This is a genomic window from Phreatobacter sp. (genome assembly GCF_016793595.1).
Lineage (GTDB): Bacteria > Pseudomonadota > Alphaproteobacteria > Rhizobiales > Phreatobacteraceae > Phreatobacter.
Map to the genome: position 1 here is coordinate 106,753 of NZ_JAEULY010000014.1, position 20,272 is coordinate 127,024.

The window sequence follows — 20,272 nt, forward strand, 5'->3', positions numbered from 1 at the left end:
GTGGCGTCATGAGCGACGTGCCCGATCTCTACCGCGATGCGCCGCGCTGGGCCTTCGGCGACAGCCCGGCGCTGGCCGACGAGTTGCTGGCGCTGGTGCTGTCGGGCGCCAAGCGGGCGACCTGCGATTCTCTCGCGGCCCGGCAGGCCGACATCATGCCGACGGTCGGCGAGGTCAGCGTGATCCTCGACGGCGCCGGCATGCCCGTCTGCGCCATCGAGACCACCGACGTCACGGTGATGCGATTTAGCGAGGTCTCCGCCGCCTTCGCCGCGGAGGAAGGGGAGGGAGACCTATCGCTCGACTACTGGCGCGCCGCCCACCGCGGCTACTTCCAGCGCCAGGGCACCTATTCCGAAGACATGCAGGTCGTCTGCGAGCGCTTCAAGCTGCTGCAGACTTTCGAACAGCCGGAAACCATCCGATGAAATTCACTCTGTCCTGGCTCAAGGAGCACCTTGAGACCGAAGCCTCGCTGCCCGAGATCACCGAGACGCTGACCCGGATCGGCCTCGAGGTCGAGCATGTCGAGGATGCCGGCGCGAAGCTCGCGGCCTTCACCATCGCCTATGTCATCTCGGCCGAGCAGCACCCGAACGCCGACCGGCTGCGCGTGTGCATGGTCGATACCGGCACGGGCGATCCCGTGCAGGTCGTCTGCGGTGCGCCCAACGCGCGCACGGGCATGAAGTCGGTGTTCTCGCCGCCCGGCACGTTCATTCCAGGCAAGGGCATCACGCTCGGCGTCGGCACGATCCGCGGCGTCGAGAGCCGGGGCATGCTGTGCTCGGCGGCCGAACTCGAAATCTCCGAGGACCATGACGGCATCATCGACCTGCCGGGCGATGCGCCGGTCGGCACGCGCTATGCCGACTGGGCCCATCTCGGCGACCCCGTGGTCGAGATCAACCTGACGCCGAACCGGCCGGACTGCACCTCGATCCACGGCATCGCGCGCGACCTCGCGGCGGCCGGCCTCGGCAAGCTCAAGGCCGACGTGATTCCGCAGGTGAAGGGCGCCTTCGCCAATCCGCAGCAGGTGAACCTCGCCTTCGCCAAGGGCGAGGAAAAGTACTGCCCGGCCTTTGCGCTCCGCCTCGTGCGCGGCGTGAAGAACGGCCCCTCGCCGGACTGGATGCAGCGCCGGCTGAAGGCCATCGGCCTCCGCCCGATCAATGCGCTGGTCGACATCACCAATTACGTGACCTTCGACCGGGGCCGCCCCCTGCACGTGTTCGATGCGGCCAAGGTGAAGGGCGCGCTGGTCGTGCGCCGCTCGAAGGCCGGCGAGACCGTTCTCGGCCTCGACGGCCGCGTCTATGGCTTCACCGGCCACGAGACGGTGATCGCCGATGACAACGGCGTGGAATCCATCGCCGGCGTCATGGGCGGCGAACATTCGGGCTGCGACGAGACGACGACCGACGTGCTGATCGAATCCGCGCTCTGGGATCCGATGGACATCGCCCGCACCGGCCGCAATCTCGGCATCGTCACCGATGCGCGCTACCGGTTCGAGCGCGGCGTCGATCCGAACTTCACCCTGTCGGGCATCGAGCTCGCGACGAAGCTGGTCATGGACCTGTGCGGCGGCGAGCCATCCGAGGTGACGCTGGCGGGCTCCATTCCCGATACTGGCGCGATCATCAACTTCCCGCTCGCCGAGACCAAGCGCCTGACCGGCCTCGACGTTTCAGACCGCGAGCAGAAGCGCATCCTGGAGGCGCTCGGCTTCGACGTGTCCGGCAACGGCCCGATGGTCAAGGTCTCGCCGCCCTCCTGGCGGCCCGACGTGCACGGCAAGGCTGACCTCACCGAAGAGGTGATGCGCATCGCCGGTGTCGACCGCGTGCCCTCGACGCCGCTTGATCGCGGCGGCACCGTGCCGAAGCCGGTGCTGACCCTGATCCAGAAGCGCACCCGCATGGCGAAGCGCACTCTCGCCGGACGAGGCCTCGTCGAGGCGGTGACCTGGAGCTTCATCGCCAAGGATCAGGCCGAGCTGTTTGGCGGCGGCCAGCCGGCGCTGGCGCTCGCCAACCCCATCGCGTCCGATCTCTCGGACATGCGGCCGACGCTGCTGGTCGGCCTCGCGGCCGCGGCGCAACGCAATGCCGACCGCGGCTACGGCGATGTCGCGCTGTTCGAGGTCGGCCAGGTGTTCAAGGGCGACAAGCCGGAAGACCAGTTCATGGCCGCGACCGGCATCAGGCGCGGCCTTGCCAAACCCTCGGGCGCTGGCCGCCACTGGCAGGGCGCGGGCGCTGCCGACGTATTTGACGCCAAGGCCGATGCGTTGGCCGTGCTGGCTGCGGTTGGCGCACCGCTCGCCGGCATCCAGGTCGTGCCGGGGGGGCCGGCATGGTTCCATCCCGGCCGGTCCGGCACGTTCCAGATGGGTCCGCAGACCGTGTTCGGCTCGTTCGGCGAGCTGCATCCGCGCGTGCTGGAGGCCCTCGACGTGAAGGGGCCTGTTGTGGCCTTCGAGCTGCTGCTCGACAAGCTGCCGCCGCCAAAGGTGCGCCCGACCCGCACGAAGCCGCAGCTGGTGCTGTCGCCTTTCCAGCCCGTGGAGCGCGATTTCGCCTTCCTCGTGGACCGTACGGTGAAGGCGGGCGACCTCGTCAAGGCGGCGCTGGGCGTCGACAAGCAGCTCATCACCGGCGTGCAGGTCTTTGATCTCTATGAGGGCAAGGGCATCGACGAGGCGAAGAAGTCGGTCGCCATCGCCGTGACGCTGCAACCCAGGGACAAAACGCTGACCGACGCCGAGATCGACGCGGTGGCTGCGAAGATCGTCGCAGAGGTGACCAGGAAGACCGGCGGCACGCTCAGGGCGTAGGATACGGGTACTTCCACGTCATGGCCGGACCAAGCCCGGCCATGACGTTCGTGAATCGCCGCCCTCAGACGATCTCCTCGACCCTGAATACGCCGGCGAACCGGTCGGCGAGCGCCGCTAGTTCGGCCTCGTGCAGGCTCTTCGCGTCGATCACGCCGCCATCCGGCCTCGGCAGGTCGCGCGTCGCGCAGGCATCCGCCGCGACCGCCGTCTGGTAGCCGAGGTCGAGCGCAGCGCGCGCCGTGGACGACACGCACATATGGGTCATGAAGCCGATCATGATCAGTGGCGCGCCGGGCGCTCCGATGGTCTCGGCGAGATTCGTCCCCGAGAATGAATTCGGCCGCGGCTTCTCGATGACGGCCTCGCCGTCGATGGGGGCGACAGCATCGACGATCGCGCCGCGATGGGCCTCGCGGTCGAACAGGCCTCCCTTGCCGCCCTTGTGCGCGACGTGGACGACTTTCGCCCCGGCCTTGCGGGCGCGCGCCAGCAGCTCCGCCGCCTTCGCCACTGCCGTCCCGGCGCCGGGCAGCGCTATGGGGCCGTCGAGATATTCGTTCTGGATGTCGATCAGCACGAGGATGCTCTCGGCCAGTCTCGGCGGCGCGGGCTTGCGGCCAGCCATTTCCAGAAGGGTTTTCGGGGTGGTCATGGGCTTGTCCTCGGATCGGTCCGTCGTCGCGGGCGCGCATCAAACGACGGGATGGCCGTGTCGTAAACCATGTGGTGCGCGGCTCGCATCTGCGCGCAACGCGCGAGATGACAGATGGCGCGGCAAGGCACTAGCCTGTTGGAATTCCCCACCGCCGAAGGCTCCCCATGCATCCCGCTCTCAGACCCGCCGGCACGACCGGCGCCGTGCCGGTGACATTCGTGACCCGCAAGACCTACCCGGCGGCGAAGGCGAAGCTGAAGGTGGCGCAACAGGCCTTTCTCGCCGCAACGGGCTATGAACCGAAGGCGGGCCGGGCGGCGATTATCCCCGATGCCAAGGGGAGCATCGCCGCAGTCTTCTTTGCGCTGGAGCCCGAGGACGCTGCTCACCGCGACCCGCTGCTGGTGGGCAAGCTGCCGGGCCAGATCCCGCCGGGTACCTATGCCTTCGCCAGCGACCCCGGCGACGCGGCGACCGCCGCGCTTGCCTGGGCGATGGGGCAGTACCGCTTTTCCCGCTACAAGAGGTCGGAGACCAGACCCGCCATTCTCGTCGTGCCGAAGGGCGTCGACGGCGAGGCTGTCACGCGCATGGCCGAGGCGGTGTTCCTGGCCCGTGACCTCGTCAACACACCTGCCAACGATCTCGGACCGGCGGAGCTGGAGGCCGCCATCCGCGACCTCGGCAAGCGCCACCGCGCCAAGGTGACGTCGATTGTCGGTGCGGCGCTGATCGGCGCCAACCTGCCGATGATCCACGCGGTCGGCGCCGGCTCGCCGCGGGAGCCGCGCCTCGTCGATCTCGTCTGGGGCAACGAGAAGCACCCGAAGGTGACGCTGGTCGGCAAGGGCGTCTGCTTCGATACCGGCGGTCTCGACATCAAGCCCGATGCGGCCATGCTCCTGATGAAGAAGGACATGGGCGGCGCGGCGGCGGCCATCGGCCTCGCCCACATGATCATGGCGGCGAAGCTGCCGGTGCGGTTGCGGCTGCTGGTGCCGGCGGTGGAGAACTCCGTCTCCGGCACGGCCTTCCGGCCGGGGGATGTGTTTCCGACGCGCAAGGGCCTGACGGTCGAGATCGGCAATACCGACGCCGAGGGGCGCCTCGTCCTTTGCGACGCGCTGGCGCTCGCCGACGAGGAAGCCCCCGCCCTGATCGCGGATTTCGCCACTCTGACGGGCGCTGCCCGCGTCGCGCTCGGACCGGACCTGCCGCCGGTCTACACCCACGACGACACGCTGGCGGAGGAATTGACGGCGGCTGGCCTCAGGGTGGGTGACCCGGTCTGGCGGCTGCCGCTCTGGAGGCCCTATGCGGCCGGCCTCGACAGCAAGGTCGCGGACATGAACAACGTCACGACCGGCGGCCTTGCCGGCTCGATTACCGCTGCGCTTTATCTCGACCGCTTCGTCGAGAAGGCGAAGGCCTGGCTACATGCCGACATCTACGCATGGGTTCCGGCCGAGAGGCCCGCCCGCCCCGTCGGCGGCGAGCTGCACGCGGCGCGCGCGCTGTTCGAGGTGTTGAGCCAGAGGTACGGGAAGTAGCGCGCATGGACTTCACGGTACTCGAGCCCGGAGATGAGGCCTATGCCGAGCTGCACGCGCGGCTGGTGGCGTTCAACCACCAGCAGGTCGATTGGTCCGACCAGACGTTCACGGTGGCCATCAGGGACGGGACGGACGACGTCCGGGGCGGCGCGCGCGGGGTCCTGCGCATGGGAGCGGCCGAGGTCAGGGGCGTCTGGCTCGACCCTGACCTCCGCAAGACCGGCCTCGGGCGGCGGCTGATCGGGAGGCTGGAAGAGGAGGCGAGGGCGCGCGGAGCCTCCGCCATGCTTCTCGATACCTACGAGTTCCAGGCGCGCGGCTTCTATGAAAGCTGCGGCTACACGGTTTTTGCCGAGTTCGACTATCCGGCCGGCCTGCGCCGCTTCTACATGACCAAGCTGCTGTGACAGGGGGAAGCCGATCTCCCCCTCACGGCCCGTTGCCGCATGGCGGGCCATTCCCTATGGTCGCCGTCCCTTCCAAGGAACGCTCCGAAGACAATCCATGGCGACCGACAAGACCTCCGGCCGACGCAACCGCCCGACCATCACCGATCAGGAAGCGCTCGCGTTCCACCAGCTCGGCAAGCCCGGCAAGCTCGAGATCGTACCGACCAAGCCGATGGCGACGCAGCGCGACCTGTCGCTCGCCTATTCGCCCGGTGTCGCCGTGCCGGTTCTCGCCATCGCGGAGGAGCCGAACCGGGCGTTCGACTACACGACCCGCGGCAACATGGTGGCCGTGATCACCAACGGCACCGCCATTCTCGGTCTTGGCAATCTCGGTGCGCTGGCTTCGAAGCCGGTGATGGAGGGCAAATCCGTCCTCTTCAAGCGCTTCGCCGATGTCGATTCCATCGATCTGGAGGTCGATACGGAGGATGCCGACCGGTTCATCGAGGCGGTGCGCTATCTCGGCCCCTCGTTCGGCGGCATCAATCTGGAGGACATCAAGGCGCCCGAGTGCTTCATCATCGAGCAGCGCCTACAGGAGCTCATGGACATCCCGGTGTTCCATGACGACCAGCACGGCACAGCGATCATCGCCGCTGCCGGCCTGATCAACGCGATGGACATTACCGGCCGCGACATCAAGACGACGAAGCTGGTGGTGAACGGCGCGGGCGCCGCCGGCATTGCTTGTGTGGAGCTGCTCAAGGCCATGGGCTTCAACCCCGAGAACGTCACCCTCTGCGACACCAAGGGGACGATCTGGCGCGGCCGCACCGAGGGCATGAACCAGTGGAAGTCGGGCCATGCGGTGACCACCGACGCCCGCACGCTGGCGGAGGCCGTGAAGGGCGCGGATGTGTTCTTCGGTCTCTCCGTGAAAGGCGCGCTGACCCGCGAGATGGTCATGTCGATGGCGGCGCAGCCGATCATCTTCGCCATGGCCAATCCCGACCCGGAGATCACGCCCGAGGAGGTCCATGCGGTGCGCACGGACGCGATCGTGGCGACCGGTCGCTCGGACTATCCGAACCAGGTCAACAATGTCCTGGGCTTCCCCTTCCTGTTCCGCGGCGCACTCGACGTGCGCGCGACCAAGATCAACATGGAGATGAAGGTCGCCGCCGCCGAGGCTCTTGCCGCGCTGGCGCGCGAGGATGTGCCGGACGACGTCGCCGCAGCCTATGGCGGCGGACGGCCGAAATACGGGCCGGAATACATCATTCCCGTGCCGTTCGATCCGCGCCTCATGTACGCCGTGCCGACCGCAGTGGCGCAGGCCGCCATGGATACCGGCGTTGCCCGCCGCCCCATCGTCGACATGGCTGGCTACAAGGCGCAGCTCACGGCGCGTCTCAACCCGGTCGCCGGCGTCCTCGCCCGCATCTTCGAGCGCGCCCGCCGCTCGCCACGCCGCGTCGTCTTCGCCGAGGGCGAGGAGGAGCAGGTGATCCGTGCCGCGCAGAGCTTCGTCAACCAGGGGCTCGGCACCGCGATCCTGGTCGGGCGGGAGGATCGCGTGCGGGCCACGGCGCAGGCCGCCGGCATCGAGCTGAAAGACGGAATCGAGATCGCCAATGCGCGCCTTTCGACCCGCAATGCCGATTATGCCAGCCAGCTCTACGAGCGCCTGCAGCGCGAAGGCTACCTGTTCCGCGACTGCCAGCGCCTGGTCAACCAGGACCGCAACGTCTTCGGCGCGGCCATGGTGGAAGCTGGCGATGCCGACGGCATGGTCACCGGCGTCACCCGCAACTACTCCTCGGCGCTGGAGGATGTTCGCCGCGTCATCGACGTGAAGCCGGGACACCGGCTGATCGGCGTTTCCATCGTGCTGTCGCGCGGGCGTACCGTGCTGGTGGCCGACACCGCCATCACCGAGATGCCTTCGGCGGAGGATCTCGCGGAGATTGCCATCGAGGCCGCGCACGCAGCCCGCCGCCTCGGCACCGAGCCGCGCGTCGCCCTGCTCGCCTTCTCTACCTTTGGCCAGCCGAAGGGCGAGCGCTCGGAGAAGGTCATCGAGGCGGTCCGCATCCTCGATTCCCGTCGCGTCGATTTCGAGTACGATGGCGAGATGGCCGCGGACGTCGCGCTCAATCCGGACCTGATGACGGCCTATCCGTTCTGCCGCCTGACCGGCCCGGCCAATGTCCTGGTCATGCCGGCTTTCCACTCCGCATCCATCTCGACCAAGATGATGCAGGAGTTGGGCGGCGCAACCGTGATCGGCCCGCTGCTGGTCGGCCTCGACAAGCCGGTTCAGATCGTGCCGCTGGGCGCCAAGGATTCCGACATCGTCAATATGGCTGCGCTCGCCGCCTACAATATCGGCGGATAGGGACGGTTCAGACGCCGATGGTGGCGGCGCCGATCAGCGCCTCGTCATCGTTGCCGGGCGCGACGGTCATTGTCCTCATGCCGCGCTCGCGCTCGATCGAGGCGGCGATGACCGGCGCCATGTCGGGCGTCACGGGGCGGGCGAAGACGAAACCCTGAACGATGTCACAGCCGAGATCGGCCAGCACGTCGACTTCGGCCGCCCGTTCGGCGCCCTCGGCGACGACGGTCATGCCGAGGCCGCGCGACAGCGCGATGATGCCGCCCAGCAGCTTGCGCTTCTCCGGTTTGGTGGCAATGCCGTCGACGAAGGATCGGTCGACCTTCAATCGGTCGAAGGGCAGGCGGGTCAGGTAGCCGATCGAGGAATAGCCCGAGCCGAAGTCGTCGAGGGCGAGGCGCACGCCGAGGGCCGACAGGGCGGTCAGCGTCCGGCTGATGCGCTGTTCGGAATGGTCGACGAACAGGCTCTCGGTCAGTTCAAGGCACAGGAGATCTGGTGGCAGCCCCGTCTCCCAGAGTACGGCCGAGACCGCCGTCTCGAAGTCCATGTTCCAGAATTGAGCCGGCGAGACATTGACCGACACGGTGCGCGCGGGCAGGCCGGCATCGAGCCAGGTCCGGCCCTGACGACAGGCTTCGCGCAGAACCCAGAGGCCGAGATCGACGATCAGGCCGGAGCTTTCCGCGATAGGTATGAACTCTGCCGGCGAGATTGGTCCGCGCTCGGGATGCGTCCAGCGCAGCAGCGCCTCGAAGCCGATGACCCGTCGGGTGGAGAGGTCGACTTGCGCCTGATAGTGCGCGTTGAGCGCGCCCTCCTCCACGGCATGGCGCAGGTGGCGGCCGAGATCGAGGCGCTGTTCGACAGCGACCGCGTAGGCGGGCTCGAAGACCATGGCCCGGCCCCGCCCGGCCTCCTTCGCCATGTAGAGCGCGAGATCGGCATTGCGCATGGCGATATCGACGCTGCCGCCATTATCCGGCAGGTTGGCGATGCCGACCGTCGCGCCGATGAAAGCCTCGCCCTCGCTGAGGTCGATCGGCCCGGACAGGCGGGCGATGATCCGGTCGGCGAGTTCGATCACATTTTCCCCGCTCGCATGGCGTTCGGGAAGGATGGCGAATTCGTCGCCGCCGAGGCGCGCGACGAAGGCCCGCGGCCCCAGTTCCTGGCGCAGCAGCAGGGCGACGCGGGTGAGCAACTCGTCGCCCGCCGCATGGCCGAGCGAGTCGTTGACCTCCTTGAAGCGGTCCAGGTCGATGAGCAGCAACGATCCGTTGGTTCCGTTCCGGAAGCAGAAATCGATGAGGGCGGCCAGTTCGCGCTTGAAGAGGGCGCGGTTGGCAAGCCCGGTCAGAGGGTCGGAATAGGCGAGGTGCTCGAGCTGGCGCTGGGCGTGCTTGCGTTCGGTCACGTCCTGAATCGTCCCGATCAGGCCGAGGACGCGGCCGTCGGCCAGTTCGGCCTTGCAGGTCAGTGCGAGGTCGCTGACCGAGCCATCGGCATGGCCGACCTGCACGTCGACCGTTTCGGTGCGGCGCGTCCGAATGACGCTGCGCTGCATTTCCACGACGCGCGCGGCGCCGTCGTCCAGAAAGCACGCGAGGATATTCTGGTGAGTGGTGTCAAAGGTCTCCGGGTCGAGACCGAGCAGGGCGAAGACCTCGGGCGCCCAGGCCACCTGCCTGTCGCCGAGCCGGTAGCTCCAGGTGCCGATCTTGCCCAGGCGATGGGCCTCGCGAAGGGCGCTGGTGCGCCGGTCGAGCATATCCTCGGTACGCCGCAGCTTGCTGATGTCGCTGGCCGTGCCGCGGTAGCCGAGGAAGACACCGCTCGCATCGAAGTTCGGCTTGCCGCTGGAGCGGATCGTGACGCAGGAGCCGTCAGCTCCTGTCACCGAATAGGTGAAGTCGTGAAACGGGCGGTGAGCCTCCATATCGGCACGATGCGCGGCCATGGCGTCGCGGTCTTCCGGCAGGAAGGACAGTTCCCATCGCGGCTTGCCCCCGGCGGCGACCATCTGGATCGCGGAGAAGCTGCCATCGTGGATCGCGTGCGGCAGAAGCCGGTGCTCCGAGTCGCTCTCCCAGCACCAGTCCGAAGCCGTGGCGACGAAGTCGGCGAGGCGCTGTTCGCTTTCCGCCATCCGGCGCATGGCGCGCATTTCCTCGCTGACGTCGCGCACGATGCCGGAAACGCGGCGGATGCCGCCGTCTTCATCGCGCTCGGCCTCGCCGTGCACCATGTAGTCGATGATCTCGCCGCACCGCCGCTGGAAGCGGCCATGGACAGCATAGGTCTCGCCGGTGCGCCAGCACTGCTCATAGGCGTGGGCGATGATCGGGCGGGATTCGGCGAGATAGCGGCCGCGCACGGTCAGGATTGGCACCGCGCCGTCGTCGGTTTTCATCTCGTACATCGCCGCCAGTTCTGGCGAGATCCAGAAATTGGGGCTGTCCGCGGTCGCTGCCTGCCAATAGCCCATCCGCGCGATGCCCATCGCGCGTTTCAGAAGGTCGTCGCCGCTGATCCGGGGGGCCGGCGGATGTTGTCTGGCCTCGCGCCGTCGCGGGGCCTTCTTTGCGGCCATGATCACGAACCCGAAGAGCTGCCATGCGATTGTCGCTGGGGTGACTTAGCAACTCGTTACGTTTCTCATGGCTGATCGCCAAAGTTGCGGATTTTCGGAAAGGGCATGAACGATGGCCGGTACCGGTTCAAGCGGTGCGACGATCCCTGTTTTCGACATCGGACAGGTGCTGCTGCGCTGGGAGCCGAGAGCCGCGCTCGCCCGGATCACCGGCTCGGAGGCCGGGGCTGACGCGTTTATGCAGGAGGTCGATTTTGCGTCCTGGCACGGACGGCAGGATGCCGGCCGTCTCGTGGCTGAAGCCGTGGCCGAGCACAGTGCGCGTTTTCCACACTACGCCGAGGTCTTCGCGGCCTTCTACGACCGCTGGCTGGATGCCGTGCCGGGCGAGGTCCCGGGCACGCGCGTCATCTTCGAGGCGTTGCGCGCGCGGGGGCCGGTTTACGGCATTTCGAACTTCTCCCGAGAGCTGTTCGACCGCACCGTGCCGGCCCATCCGTTTCTCGGCGAGTTCACCGGGCTGGTTCTTTCGGCCGATGTCGGCATCAACAAGCCGGATCCACGCATCTATCGCATTCTATGCGAGCGACATGGTCTCGATCCGCGAACGTGCGTGTTCATCGACGACAGCGCGAGGAATGTCGAGGCTGCGCGCGCCGCGGGCATGCGCGGCATCGTCTTCACGGATGCTGGCGCGCTTTCTTCGGAGCTCGCCGCGATGGGGTTTGCGACGACGGTCTGACATGGGCGGCGATCGCCTCGGACAGGCGATCCCGGTCCAGCGGCTTGGTCAGGAACGCATCCATGCCCGCGGCGATGGCCGCGGCGCGATCCTCGGCGAAGGCATTGGCGGTCAGCGCCACGATGGGCACCCGGCGGCCTGCCCCTTCCCTGGCGCGGATCATGGTGGCCGCCGACAGCCCGTCGCATTCGGGCATCTGCATGTCCATCAGGACGAGATCGACTGCGAGGGCGGGATCGAGCGCCATGTCCACTGCGGCGCGGCCGTCGCGCGCCCAGTGCGGCGTGTGCCCGAGCTTCTCGAGCAGACGGCGAACGAGGAGCGCGTTGACGTCGTTGTCCTCGGCAACAAGCACCGACAGCCGCTGGAGCGGCGCCTCAGCCGCCGTCGCCGGCACCAGCGTCGGCGCGTCGACCAGGCCATCGGCCGTTGAAGCCGCATTGTCGATCGGCTGGAGCTGCATCAGCAGCGACGTTTCGCGGACCGGGGAGACCAGCCAGCCGCCGACGCCTCGTGCGCGCCAGCGCGTGAAATCGCCCCGCGCCGCCGGCGTCACCAGCAGGATGGTCCGGCCCGAGCGCTCGCCCAGCACGGTCATGGCGCCGCCCAGCGCATCATCGCCCATGCGAGCGTCCAGAATGGTGGCGTCGAAATGGCTATCGGCGGCGATATCCGCGACCGAGGCTGCTTGCGTGACGGTAGCCCCGCGCGCCTTCAGCCGCCGCGCGAGAATACCGGCCTCGATCGCGGCGCGCGACAGGATCATGACGGCAAGGCCGTCGAGGCGCTCGGGCCGCTCCACCGGACCGGCGGCGACCAGGGGCAGGCGCACCCGAAAGGTGGCGCCGTGGCCTGGCTCCGACTGTAGCGTCAGTCCGCCGCCCATGCGCTGGACGATGCGGCGCGAGATGGCGAGGCCGAGACCCGTGCCGGCATGGCGGCGCGAGAAGGTGGTTTCGCCCTGCTCGAATTCGGCGAAGATGCGTTCCGCGTCGCCCCTGGCGATGCCCGGCCCGGTGTCGCGCACCTCGATGACCAGCTGCGCCTCGTCGCGGTCGACGGTGATGGCGACACCGCCGGCTTCGGTGAATTTGACGGCATTACCGGCGAGATTCATCAGCACCTGGCGCAGCCGGGTCGCGTCGCCAAGCAGGCGTGCAGGCAAGGTGGGATCGACCGCGACGGCGAGGTCCAGCCCTTTCGCGTGCGCGCGCGTCGCCAGCAGCTCGGCGACACCCTCGACGAGGGGGAGAAGGTCGAAGGGGGCGGCCGTGAGGTCGAGGCGTCCGGCTTCGATCTTCGAGAAATCGAGGATTTCATCGATCAGCGACAGCAACGTGGCGCCGGACGATCTGACGACCTCGGCATAGTTGCGCTGTTCGGGAGTGAGCGGCGTGTCGATGAGCAGGTCGGCCATGCCCATAATGCCGTTCAGGGGCGTGCGGATCTCGTGGCTGACTGTGGTGAGGAAGCGAGACTTGGCCTCGTTCGCCGTCTGCGCGCGGGCGCGCGAGTGCGCCAGCGCCAGTTCCGCCGCCTTGCGCTCGGTGATGTCGCGGCCGACGGACTGAAGCTGTGCGGCGCCCTGGCCGTCGCGCACCGGATGATGGCGCCAGGCGATCCAGCGCTCGCCGTCCGGCGTCTTGATCCGCTCGTCGATGCTCTGCGAGCCGTCGCTTTCGCGCCGGCTGGCGCCCCGCTCCAGCACATTCGGCTCGACGGCACGGCCGACCAGCGCATCGGGCGACTCGCCGAGGAGCGCGCTATAGGCGCGGTTGGCGAAGGTGACCGCGCCGGCGTGGTCGCGGCGGACGATCAGATCGCCCTGCGCATCGACGAGGCCGCGATGAAGCTCCTCGCTCTCGGCGAGCTCGAACACACGGTCCGTCAGCGTCTCGATGGTTTCCTCAAGCGCTGCGACCTTGCGCGCGAGCGCGCGCCGCGCATGAACGAGATGCACGACGCCAGCCAGACCGGCGACGCCGAGCGCCGCCGCGCCGCCAGCGATCAGGGCGATTGCATCCACGACCGATCTCCCCGCGACCAAACCCGGCGATGACCCTAGGCAATCGCGGTTGATGCGGGGTTACCGGCGTCGTCACGCGGTTTCCGCTACGGCCTCGGCATCGCCCGCCGCGGCCGACTTCGCCGAGCCTGCGGGCGAGAGGCCGTCTCGCGGACGCGATTGTGGAGTCGCTCCCGGCGAACCCGACTCCCGACGCATCGAAGCGTGCTGAATCACGCGGAGGTCAGGCTGCCGGCCTCACGCGGCAGCGCGGACCCGCTCTCCGGCGGCGCGGTAGGTCAGCGCCTCCGCCAGGTGATTGCGGCCGATCATGTCCTCCTCCGCGAGATCGGCGATCGTTCGCGCCACCTTGAGAACGCGATGATAGGCCCTGGCCGAGAGGCGCATCGCGTCAGCGGCGTTGCGCAGCAGGGCGAGCCCCGCTGCGTCCGGCCGGGCAACTTCGTCGATCACCGAAGGCGGCGCGTGGGCATTGAGTCGGACGCCGGCATGGGCCGCATAGCGCGCTGCCTGCCGGGCGCGCGCGACCGCGACCCGTGCCGCGACAGCGGCGCTGGCCTCGGCCGGCGCCGGCAGGATCAGATCGGCGGCCGAGACGGCCGGCACCTCGATCAGCAGATCCATGCGATCGAGCAGCGGCCCCGAGAGCTTCGCCTGGTAGTCGGCCATGCAGCGATCGTTGGGCATGCGCTTGCACGCAAATCCCGGCTCGGTGGCGTGTCCGCATCGGCAAGGGTTCATGGCCGCAACAAGCTGGAATCGCGCCGGAAAGGCCACCCGCTGATTGGCGCGGGCGATGACAGCCTCGCCCGTTTCGATCGGCTGGCGAAGTCCGTCGAGGACATGCGGCTGGAACTCGGGCAGCTCGTCCAGGAACAGGACGCCGTGATGCGCCAGCGACACCTCGCCCGGGCGCACGCGCAGGCCGCCGCCGATGAGCGCCGCCATCGAGGCGGAGTGGTGGGGATTGCGGAACGGCCGGCGGGCGGTGAGCCGGCCGCCGTCCAACTCGCCCGCCACCGAATGAACCATCGATACTTCGAGCAGTTCGGCCGGCGTCAGCGGCGGCAGGATCGACGGCATGCGGCTCGCCAGCATCGACTTGCCGGATCCGGGAGGGCCGCTCATCAACAGGGCGTGCCCGCCGGCCGCGGCAATCTCGATAGCGCGTTTGGCGCTCTCCTGGCCCTTGATGTCATGGAGATCGGCGAGGCTCGGCTCGACCGCCCGGATGCCCGGAACCGGCCGGGACAGAACCTGCGCGCCGCGGAAATGATTGACGAGCTGGAGGAGGTTGTCGGCCGCCAGCACCTCGACGTCGTCGCCCGCCCATGCCGCTTCCGGACCGCAGGCGGCCGGGCAGATGACGCCGAGGCCCATGGCGTTCGCCGCCATGGCCGCCGGCAGGACACCTGCGACAGCCGTGATGCGGCCATCGAGCGCCAGTTCGCCGAGGACCATGAAGCCGCCGAGCGCGTCGGCCGGGATCGCTCCGATCGCAGCCATGAGGCCGAGTGCGATGGGCAGGTCGAAATGCGAACCTTCTTTCGGCAGGTCGGCCGGCGCGAGATTGACCGTGATGCGCCGGCCCGGCAGTGCCAGCCCCGACGCCACCAACGCCGAACGCACCCGCTCCCGGGCCTCGCTGACGGCCTTGTCTGGAAGGCCGACGATATTGAACACCACCTGACCGGAGAGGACGTGGACCTGCACGTCCACCAGTTTGGCCTCAATCCCCTCGAACGCGACCGTCGCGACCCGCTGAACCATGGCCCACCCCCGACAGCCATCCATGCACGAGTGTTGCATCGGAACAATACGGGAACATCCGTATCCTTGGTCTGGGATCCAAGGGTGTGCGTCGCGGCCGTGCAGGGGGCAGCTGCTGGCAAGCGCGGTCTGCGAAGCGCTAAAATTTCCGCCTCGCGCTCAAGGACATTGTGGAGGTTGCCGCTGGACCGCGATCTCTGAAGCGCTAATCTCCAACCCTGCCTATCCTCTTGAACAACAAGGTGGATTGGTGGGGTTGGGGTGGCGAAATCCGTCCGGCGGGCATCAGAATAATGCCAGCTGGTCGGGATTTTTGCGCGACCGTCGCCGCCGCTGGCCGGAGAAGCGGACGATATTCTCGTACTGCCGATCCGTGAAAGTGAGCACATGGACATCGCCGCGGTCGGGCAGGTGCGCCTCGATCCGGCGCATATGGGCCTCGAACTGTTCCTTGCCGTTGCAGAAGCGCGCATAGACCGAAAACTGGCTCTTCTCGAAACCTTCGTCCAGCAGATACTCGCGGAACTTTGTCGCCGCGCGCATCTCGGCCTTGCTGGTTACCGGCAGGTCGAACATGACGAAGATCCACATGAGCCGGTAGCCGCTGAGCTGTGTTGCGGTCATGGCGCGGGAAGCGCCGGCATTTGCGGAGGTGCGGCGAGACTGGCGAGCTCGATGGCGGTCGGCGGCACCGGCACGGCCAGTCCCGTGGCGTCGCCGGTTTCGAAGCAGCGCACGAGCGATTGAGCCAGCCGCTGGGCGGCGACCGTCACGGTCGTGACGCCGTCAGGGCTGGGCAGATCGAGAGCGATGAGGCCGGCAAAGGCGCGTTTGGCATCGGAATCGACATCCATCCGCCCCTCGGCCGCAAGACGCAGCGCGAGAGCATCGACCAGAGGCCGGAACGGTTCGATCAAGTCATCGGCCAGAGCGAAGGCGTTGCCGCGATTGGCATGGTGGATGCCGACGGACGGATGCAGACCGGCGGCCACGACCGAACGCGCGACCAGCGCGCGCAGAACGGTGTAGCCGTAGTTGAGCAGGCCATTGATGCCGGGCGCCGTGCGGTCGCGGCGGAACTCGGCACCCATCAGAAGCGGCCAATAGCGTCGGGCCGCTTGTGCCTCGATGTTGTCGGGGTCGCCGGAGCGCACCTTGCGCGCCAGCATGTCGAGGGCGGCACGCTCGCGGCCGTGCGCCTCCAGAATGGCCGCCTGCCAGCGGATCTTGCCGATGACGGTCGATCGCCAGAGCTGCTTGGTCAGCGGCCGCGCAGCCTCCCACTGCGCCCGCATCCGCGCGTTCTGTGCGTGGTGCCCGTCAAGCGGGAGGCAGACCGCGACGGGGGCGTGGTTCGATCCGCAAAGCACCATCGGTGCGCCACGCTCCGACAGGGCCACCACGAGATTGGTGCTCCAGGTGATGCCGTGGGCGTGGACGATGACCGCCGCCACGTCGTCCAGCGGTACGCGGCCGACCTCCAACCGGTCCTCGCTGACGACGAGAAAGCCGCGATGGGCGGAGAGATGGCGGCCGTCGGTGGCGATATCGACGACCCTCTCCATGGTCAGGCCTTGCCCGGGCGCGGTTTTCGGGCGGGAAAGCCAGGGTCCTGCACGCGGCCGAGCTGGTCGATGCGGACCTGCCGGGCCCTCCAGCGTTGCAGCGACGTCGGCGAGCCGTAAATGTAGCGGAACGGGTCCTCCTTGTCGGCGTCGCGCGCCTTCAGGCTGCCTGCCTCCTGCGGCGGCGCGAGAACGATCGAGCCGCCGGAGAACTTCACCACGCGGACCAGCTCCCGTTCGCCTTCGCGCTCGATCGCGATCACGTCATTCTGCTGCAGCGACAGCACCTTGCGTGCCGTTGGATTCGCCGCCCGGATCGGCGAGGTCCAACCCGGCTGGTGCGCCTCGAACATCGACACGACCTCGTCCTTCCACTTGCCGGTCTTCAACTCCCAGACGTCGAAGCGGTAGTTGGAATCACCCTTGTAGCCCTTGTAGGGGCGGCCGCCCCGGTCGCTGATCTTGATAACCGTCAGCGGCTCGATCACGCGGACACGGCGAAGGCCCGGATAGGAGCGGGGGCCGAGCTCGGCGTGGCCGAAGCGGCGGATCGCCTCCTCGAAGGCGGGCCCGTCCTTGCCCTTCGTCCAGGCCTTGAGCTTCTCCCTGAGGTCGGGGTCGCGGATGGCCTCGAGATCGGCCGGCTTCTTCAGCGACGCGATGGGCTTGCGGGTCACCACGATATCGAGACCCCGCGCGTCCTTCTCGCCGGTCAGGCCGTAGGCCGTGTCGTTGTGCAGGCGGCCGGCGGTGGCGTCGCGCCCCCTCTTCAAGCCGGCTTTGGAGGCGGTTCCGTGGTCGGGCCGGTGGCTGACGACGATGCTCCGCACGACGCGCCCGACCTCGTCCGAGAATCCTTCCCAGGGCTCCGGCAGGTCAGCGGTGATGCGGTGGGCTTCCTCGTGGCCATGGCGGCCCGCCTCGCGGGCGATGCGGTTCAGCATGCCGCGGTCGGTCACTGCGACCACGATGGCGTCGATGGCGTGGTGGCGATGGTCCCGGCGGTTCTTGGGCTGATTGGCCCCCGCGAGATTGTGGTCGGGAAGGTGATGGTTGAGCGACCAGTTGCGCCGCAGCATCTCGGTCAGCCGCCCCGGCGAGACCCAGACATGGCCGGTGCCCTCGCCCTTGTGCGGATAGAGCGCGGAGAGATATTCGCGCGCCAGCCGCGAGAGATGCTGGGTGTCGACGAGATGGCGGGCGAGGAAGCCGCCCTGCGCATCGAAGCGCGTCATCGCATCAGGCTCGAAGCGCCAGCGTTTTTCGCGTGGCAGCCGGGCGGCGCGGGCGGCGATGGCGTCCCATGCGGCATCCGCGCCGAAATGGGCGCGCAAATCCGCGGCGGCTTCGACGGGAGAGCGCTTGCGCTTGATGCGGTTCGCTTCCTTCAGGCAGAGTAGGCGGTTGCCGCCGGAATCATCCAGCGTCGCGCTGAAGGGCAGGATGTGGTCGATCTCGGCCGCGCCGTTGAACAGCATGTCGATGGAAATCTGCCGTCCGGTATAGACGCAGCGCCGATCCAGCACGTTGTCGCGGTTCAGCTCTTCCCAGAGCTTCAGCAGGGCGCGGTTACCGCCCTTGTCCGCCTGATTGATCTCGGCGAGCTTCTTCGAGCGCTGCTCGGCCGCTTCGCGGTTCTGGCGGTTGCGCGTGTTGAGCTCGCGCTTGCGTTCGTCATCCAGCTTGAGTTCGCGAGCAAGTTCCAGCGCGATCTCCTCCGGCGGCCCGTAGCGGCGGATCAGATAGTTGACGACATGGCGCAACTGATTGAGCCCGATATGGACGGTCGGATTGGTCAGCCGCCCGATGCGCAGGGCGTCATCCTGCTCCGCTGGATCGGCGGTGCCCGGCATGATGTGCCGCTCCAGCACCGCGCCGTAGTAGGGCAGGGCGGGCCGGCCCTGCTTGTCGGTCCAGACCTGTCCATCGCGGAAATCGGAATGATGGCCAAGCCCGGCCTTCTCCACCGCCTCGCTGTAGACGATCACCTCGTCCTCCAGCGCCTTGATCAAACCCGTCGTCGCGGTCAGGCCGAAGCGGCCGAAGCCCTCCGGCAGGCGCGCACCGGTCACGGCTTCTGCCTGCGCCGGCGACAGGGCATGCCGCTCGCGCAGCCAGCCGCGAAAGGCTTCCACTTCGGTATCGCTTTCAAGCGCCTCGAGACGCGAGACGACCTCCCACTGCGCCTCCCAGGGCATGGAGAGCCAGCCCTTGCCGAAGCGCGTCTTGTGCGTCATCTCGGCGGCGATCTCATCGCCCTTCATGTCCTTGCGGTTCTCGCTCTCCTTGTTGAACCGCGCATCGGGATCGAGCTTCAGCGCCTTGCGCAGGCTCGCATAGGAGACGGTCTTCTTGTCCCGCAGCTTCGACAGCAGGGCATCCCGTTCGGGCTTTTCCAGCTTCGTTGCCTCAGCGCCCGGCCGGACGATACGGAGCGCGTTGACCTCTTCCAGCAGGCGCCGCCTCTGGAACCGCGGATGAATCTTCGGCAGGCGCTCCTCGCCGGTGCCAAATGTGCAGAGGCCGATCTTCGGTGCCTTCAGAGGGCGCTGGTAGAAGATGACCTCGTAGAAGCGCTTGTGCGCTTCGTTGGTCAGCACATCCGGGTGGTGTGGCGCCTGCGCCAGCCAGATCGCCTCGAACTCCTCCTCGAGGATCGCGCGGTTGGGGTAGAAGTCGTAGGTGTCGACCGGCTTGCCGCCTTCATCGGGGACAAGCGAAAGAACGCGCGTGCGGACGTGCGGGATGGCGCTCTGGCTCTTGGCCTCGACGCGGCGCTGGTGAAGGAATTCGCCGAAGGTACGGGCGTCCTTCTCGCCCATCTGATCGCGCAGACGGTGAACGCCGATCGTGATCTTGCCGCTGTCGTCGTCCTGCTTCTTGCCCCGATCAGCCTTGCGGTTCGACTTGAAGCCGCGCCGCTGGTTGAGATGGAACAGCGCGCGGCCGAGATGGGCGAGCGGCAGCTTCTCGTCCAACGCTTTCGCGCGTAGCTCGTAGGGGTCAAGGGAGGCCAGCGCCTTGCGTGCCGCCTCCTCGGCGGGAAACAGGCCCGCCAGCGTCAGGTGCTTGATCAATGCCGCCTGCCGCTGCCTGGATCGGTCATTGCGACGACGCATGGCGCGGGCATCGCGCCGGTCGCCGGCTAGCGAAGCGCCCGATTGCGGGTCACGGCCGTCGGAGAAGATGCGCGAGCCGGCGGCGATGATGCTCCTGGGGGCCCAAGCCTCGTCTTTCCTTTCCAACTCGATCGCTGCCCAACCGATCGAATTGGTCCCAACGTCAGCCCCGAAACGCCATGCCATTTTGTGCACCCACCCCAGCGTTATGCTATTATAGGTTGCATAATTACCGAGTACGCACCCGATGTCAATAAGCTTGCTGAAGGCACCTCATGCCCTCTGACGAATAGCCGCAACGGCTGGCGCTGCTCGTGCCCGATATCCGCAGGTGGCGTCGCCCTCGAGAGTTTGCCGTTGATCTCTCGGGCTGCATGGGCCAGTTGTGCTCCCACAGTCGCCAAGCTTGCTGAGCTGCCGTTGGACGCGATCTCGAAGAATGCAACTTGACCGCGATCTCTGAAACGCTATCATGAAGCCTTCAGAGATCGCGGTCTGGCTGTTAACAAGTAGCTAGTCTGCACCAGATAAGGGCGGCGCTCCGGCGCCGCCTTTTTCTTTGCGCGCGGCCTTCGCCGCCGAATGCGGCTCCGAGGCGCTACGGAAGCTCCGAA

Annotated in this window: 13 protein-coding genes; 6 read left to right on the forward strand and 7 right to left on the reverse strand. The window is 67.7% G+C overall.

The features are described from left to right. Positions 1 to 8 precede the first annotated feature (8 nt). Together JNK84_RS14825 and pheT are read left to right on the forward strand one after the other, a co-directional pair. Complete coding sequence (locus JNK84_RS14825; RefSeq protein WP_293425167.1) at positions 9 to 428, forward strand: ASCH domain-containing protein; 420 nt, start codon at positions 9 to 11, stop codon at positions 426 to 428. Beyond that, entirely contained in the window at positions 425 to 2,842 is a 2,418-nt protein-coding gene (gene pheT, locus JNK84_RS14830; RefSeq protein ID WP_293425168.1) for a phenylalanine--tRNA ligase subunit beta, read from the forward strand. Before JNK84_RS14825 ends, pheT begins: the two co-directional genes overlap by 4 nt. Positions 2,843 to 2,906: 64 nt before the next feature. On the opposite strand, the gene JNK84_RS14835 is transcribed toward pheT, so the two are convergent. Further along, positions 2,907 to 3,497, reverse strand: a complete 591-nt coding sequence (locus JNK84_RS14835) for a cysteine hydrolase family protein (protein WP_293425169.1) — start codon at positions 3,495 to 3,497, stop codon at positions 2,907 to 2,909. 167 nt (positions 3,498 to 3,664) lie between these two features. On the opposite strand from JNK84_RS14835, the gene JNK84_RS14840 reads away from it, so the two are divergent. The 3 genes from JNK84_RS14840 to JNK84_RS14850 all read left to right on the forward strand — a co-directional run bounded on the left by JNK84_RS14840 (position 3,665) and on the right by JNK84_RS14850 (position 7,843). Continuing rightward, entirely contained in the window at positions 3,665 to 5,050 is a 1,386-nt protein-coding gene (locus JNK84_RS14840; RefSeq protein WP_293425170.1) for a leucyl aminopeptidase family protein, read from the forward strand. A 5-nt stretch (positions 5,051 to 5,055) separates the two neighbouring features. After that, positions 5,056 to 5,460 (forward strand): GNAT family N-acetyltransferase, encoded by a 405-nt coding sequence (locus tag JNK84_RS14845; protein WP_293425171.1) that lies wholly within the window; start codon positions 5,056 to 5,058, stop codon positions 5,458 to 5,460. 97 nt (positions 5,461 to 5,557) lie between these two features. Beyond that, positions 5,558 to 7,843, forward strand: a complete 2,286-nt coding sequence (locus tag JNK84_RS14850) for an NADP-dependent malic enzyme (RefSeq protein WP_293425172.1) — start codon at positions 5,558 to 5,560, stop codon at positions 7,841 to 7,843. Between the two features lie 7 nt (positions 7,844 to 7,850). Here JNK84_RS14850 and JNK84_RS14855 read toward each other — a convergent pair whose 3' ends face one another. Beyond that, entirely contained in the window at positions 7,851 to 10,436 is a 2,586-nt protein-coding gene (locus JNK84_RS14855) for a putative bifunctional diguanylate cyclase/phosphodiesterase (protein ID WP_293425174.1), read from the reverse strand. Between the two features lie 112 nt (positions 10,437 to 10,548). On the opposite strand from JNK84_RS14855, the gene JNK84_RS14860 reads away from it, so the two are divergent. Next, positions 10,549 to 11,178, forward strand: a complete 630-nt coding sequence (locus JNK84_RS14860; RefSeq protein WP_293425176.1) for an HAD family hydrolase — start codon at positions 10,549 to 10,551, stop codon at positions 11,176 to 11,178. Here JNK84_RS14860 and JNK84_RS14865 read toward each other — a convergent pair. From JNK84_RS14865 to cas9, 5 genes are all read right to left on the reverse strand, one after another. Then, positions 11,117 to 13,204 carry a PAS domain-containing hybrid sensor histidine kinase/response regulator gene (locus JNK84_RS14865; protein ID WP_293425178.1) on the reverse strand — a complete coding sequence of 696 codons (2,088 nt, stop codon included), beginning with the start codon at positions 13,202 to 13,204 and terminating at the stop codon, positions 11,117 to 11,119. The genes JNK84_RS14860 and JNK84_RS14865 overlap by 62 nt on opposite strands. A gap of 237 nt (positions 13,205 to 13,441) precedes the next feature. Continuing rightward, positions 13,442 to 14,974 (reverse strand): YifB family Mg chelatase-like AAA ATPase, encoded by a 1,533-nt coding sequence (locus JNK84_RS14870; RefSeq protein ID WP_293425180.1) that lies wholly within the window; start codon positions 14,972 to 14,974, stop codon positions 13,442 to 13,444. Positions 14,975 to 15,259: 285 nt separating this feature from the next. Then, complete coding sequence (gene cas2, locus JNK84_RS14875; RefSeq protein WP_367272354.1) at positions 15,260 to 15,598, reverse strand: CRISPR-associated endonuclease Cas2; 339 nt, start codon at positions 15,596 to 15,598, stop codon at positions 15,260 to 15,262. Continuing rightward, positions 15,595 to 16,539, reverse strand: a complete 945-nt coding sequence (cas1, locus tag JNK84_RS14880; protein WP_293425182.1) for a type II CRISPR-associated endonuclease Cas1 — start codon at positions 16,537 to 16,539, stop codon at positions 15,595 to 15,597. Before cas1 ends, cas2 begins: the two co-directional genes overlap by 4 nt. Before the next feature lie 2 nt (positions 16,540 to 16,541). Next, positions 16,542 to 19,844: a type II CRISPR RNA-guided endonuclease Cas9 gene (cas9, locus tag JNK84_RS14885; RefSeq protein ID WP_367272355.1), complete on the reverse strand. Its 3,303-nt coding sequence runs from the start codon at positions 19,842 to 19,844 to the stop codon at positions 16,542 to 16,544. Between the last annotated feature and the right edge of the window lie 428 nt (positions 19,845 to 20,272).

Bases quoted from the DNA above. Each gene is read 5' to 3' on its own strand.
- JNK84_RS14870 (WP_293425180.1), bottom strand. From the start codon at position 14,974: ATGGTTCAGCGGGTCGCGACGGTCGCGTTCGAGGGGATTGAGGCCAAA.
- JNK84_RS14825 (WP_293425167.1), top strand. From the start codon at position 9: ATGAGCGACGTGCCCGATCTCTACCGCGATGCGCCGCGCTGGGCCTTC.
- JNK84_RS14835 (WP_293425169.1), bottom strand. From the start codon at position 3,497: ATGACCACCCCGAAAACCCTTCTGGAAATGGCTGGCCGCAAGCCCGCG.
- cas2 (WP_367272354.1), bottom strand. From the start codon at position 15,598: ATGACCGCAACACAGCTCAGCGGCTACCGGCTCATGTGGATCTTCGTC.
- cas9 (WP_367272355.1), bottom strand. From the start codon at position 19,844: ATGGCATGGCGTTTCGGGGCTGACGTTGGGACCAATTCGATCGGTTGG.
- JNK84_RS14860 (WP_293425176.1), top strand. From the start codon at position 10,549: ATGGCCGGTACCGGTTCAAGCGGTGCGACGATCCCTGTTTTCGACATC.
- JNK84_RS14855 (WP_293425174.1), bottom strand. From the start codon at position 10,436: ATGGCCGCAAAGAAGGCCCCGCGACGGCGCGAGGCCAGACAACATCCG.
- cas1 (WP_293425182.1), bottom strand. From the start codon at position 16,539: ATGGAGAGGGTCGTCGATATCGCCACCGACGGCCGCCATCTCTCCGCC.
- JNK84_RS14840 (WP_293425170.1), top strand. From the start codon at position 3,665: ATGCATCCCGCTCTCAGACCCGCCGGCACGACCGGCGCCGTGCCGGTG.
- JNK84_RS14850 (WP_293425172.1), top strand. From the start codon at position 5,558: ATGGCGACCGACAAGACCTCCGGCCGACGCAACCGCCCGACCATCACC.
- pheT (WP_293425168.1), top strand. From the start codon at position 425: ATGAAATTCACTCTGTCCTGGCTCAAGGAGCACCTTGAGACCGAAGCC.
- JNK84_RS14845 (WP_293425171.1), top strand. From the start codon at position 5,056: ATGGACTTCACGGTACTCGAGCCCGGAGATGAGGCCTATGCCGAGCTG.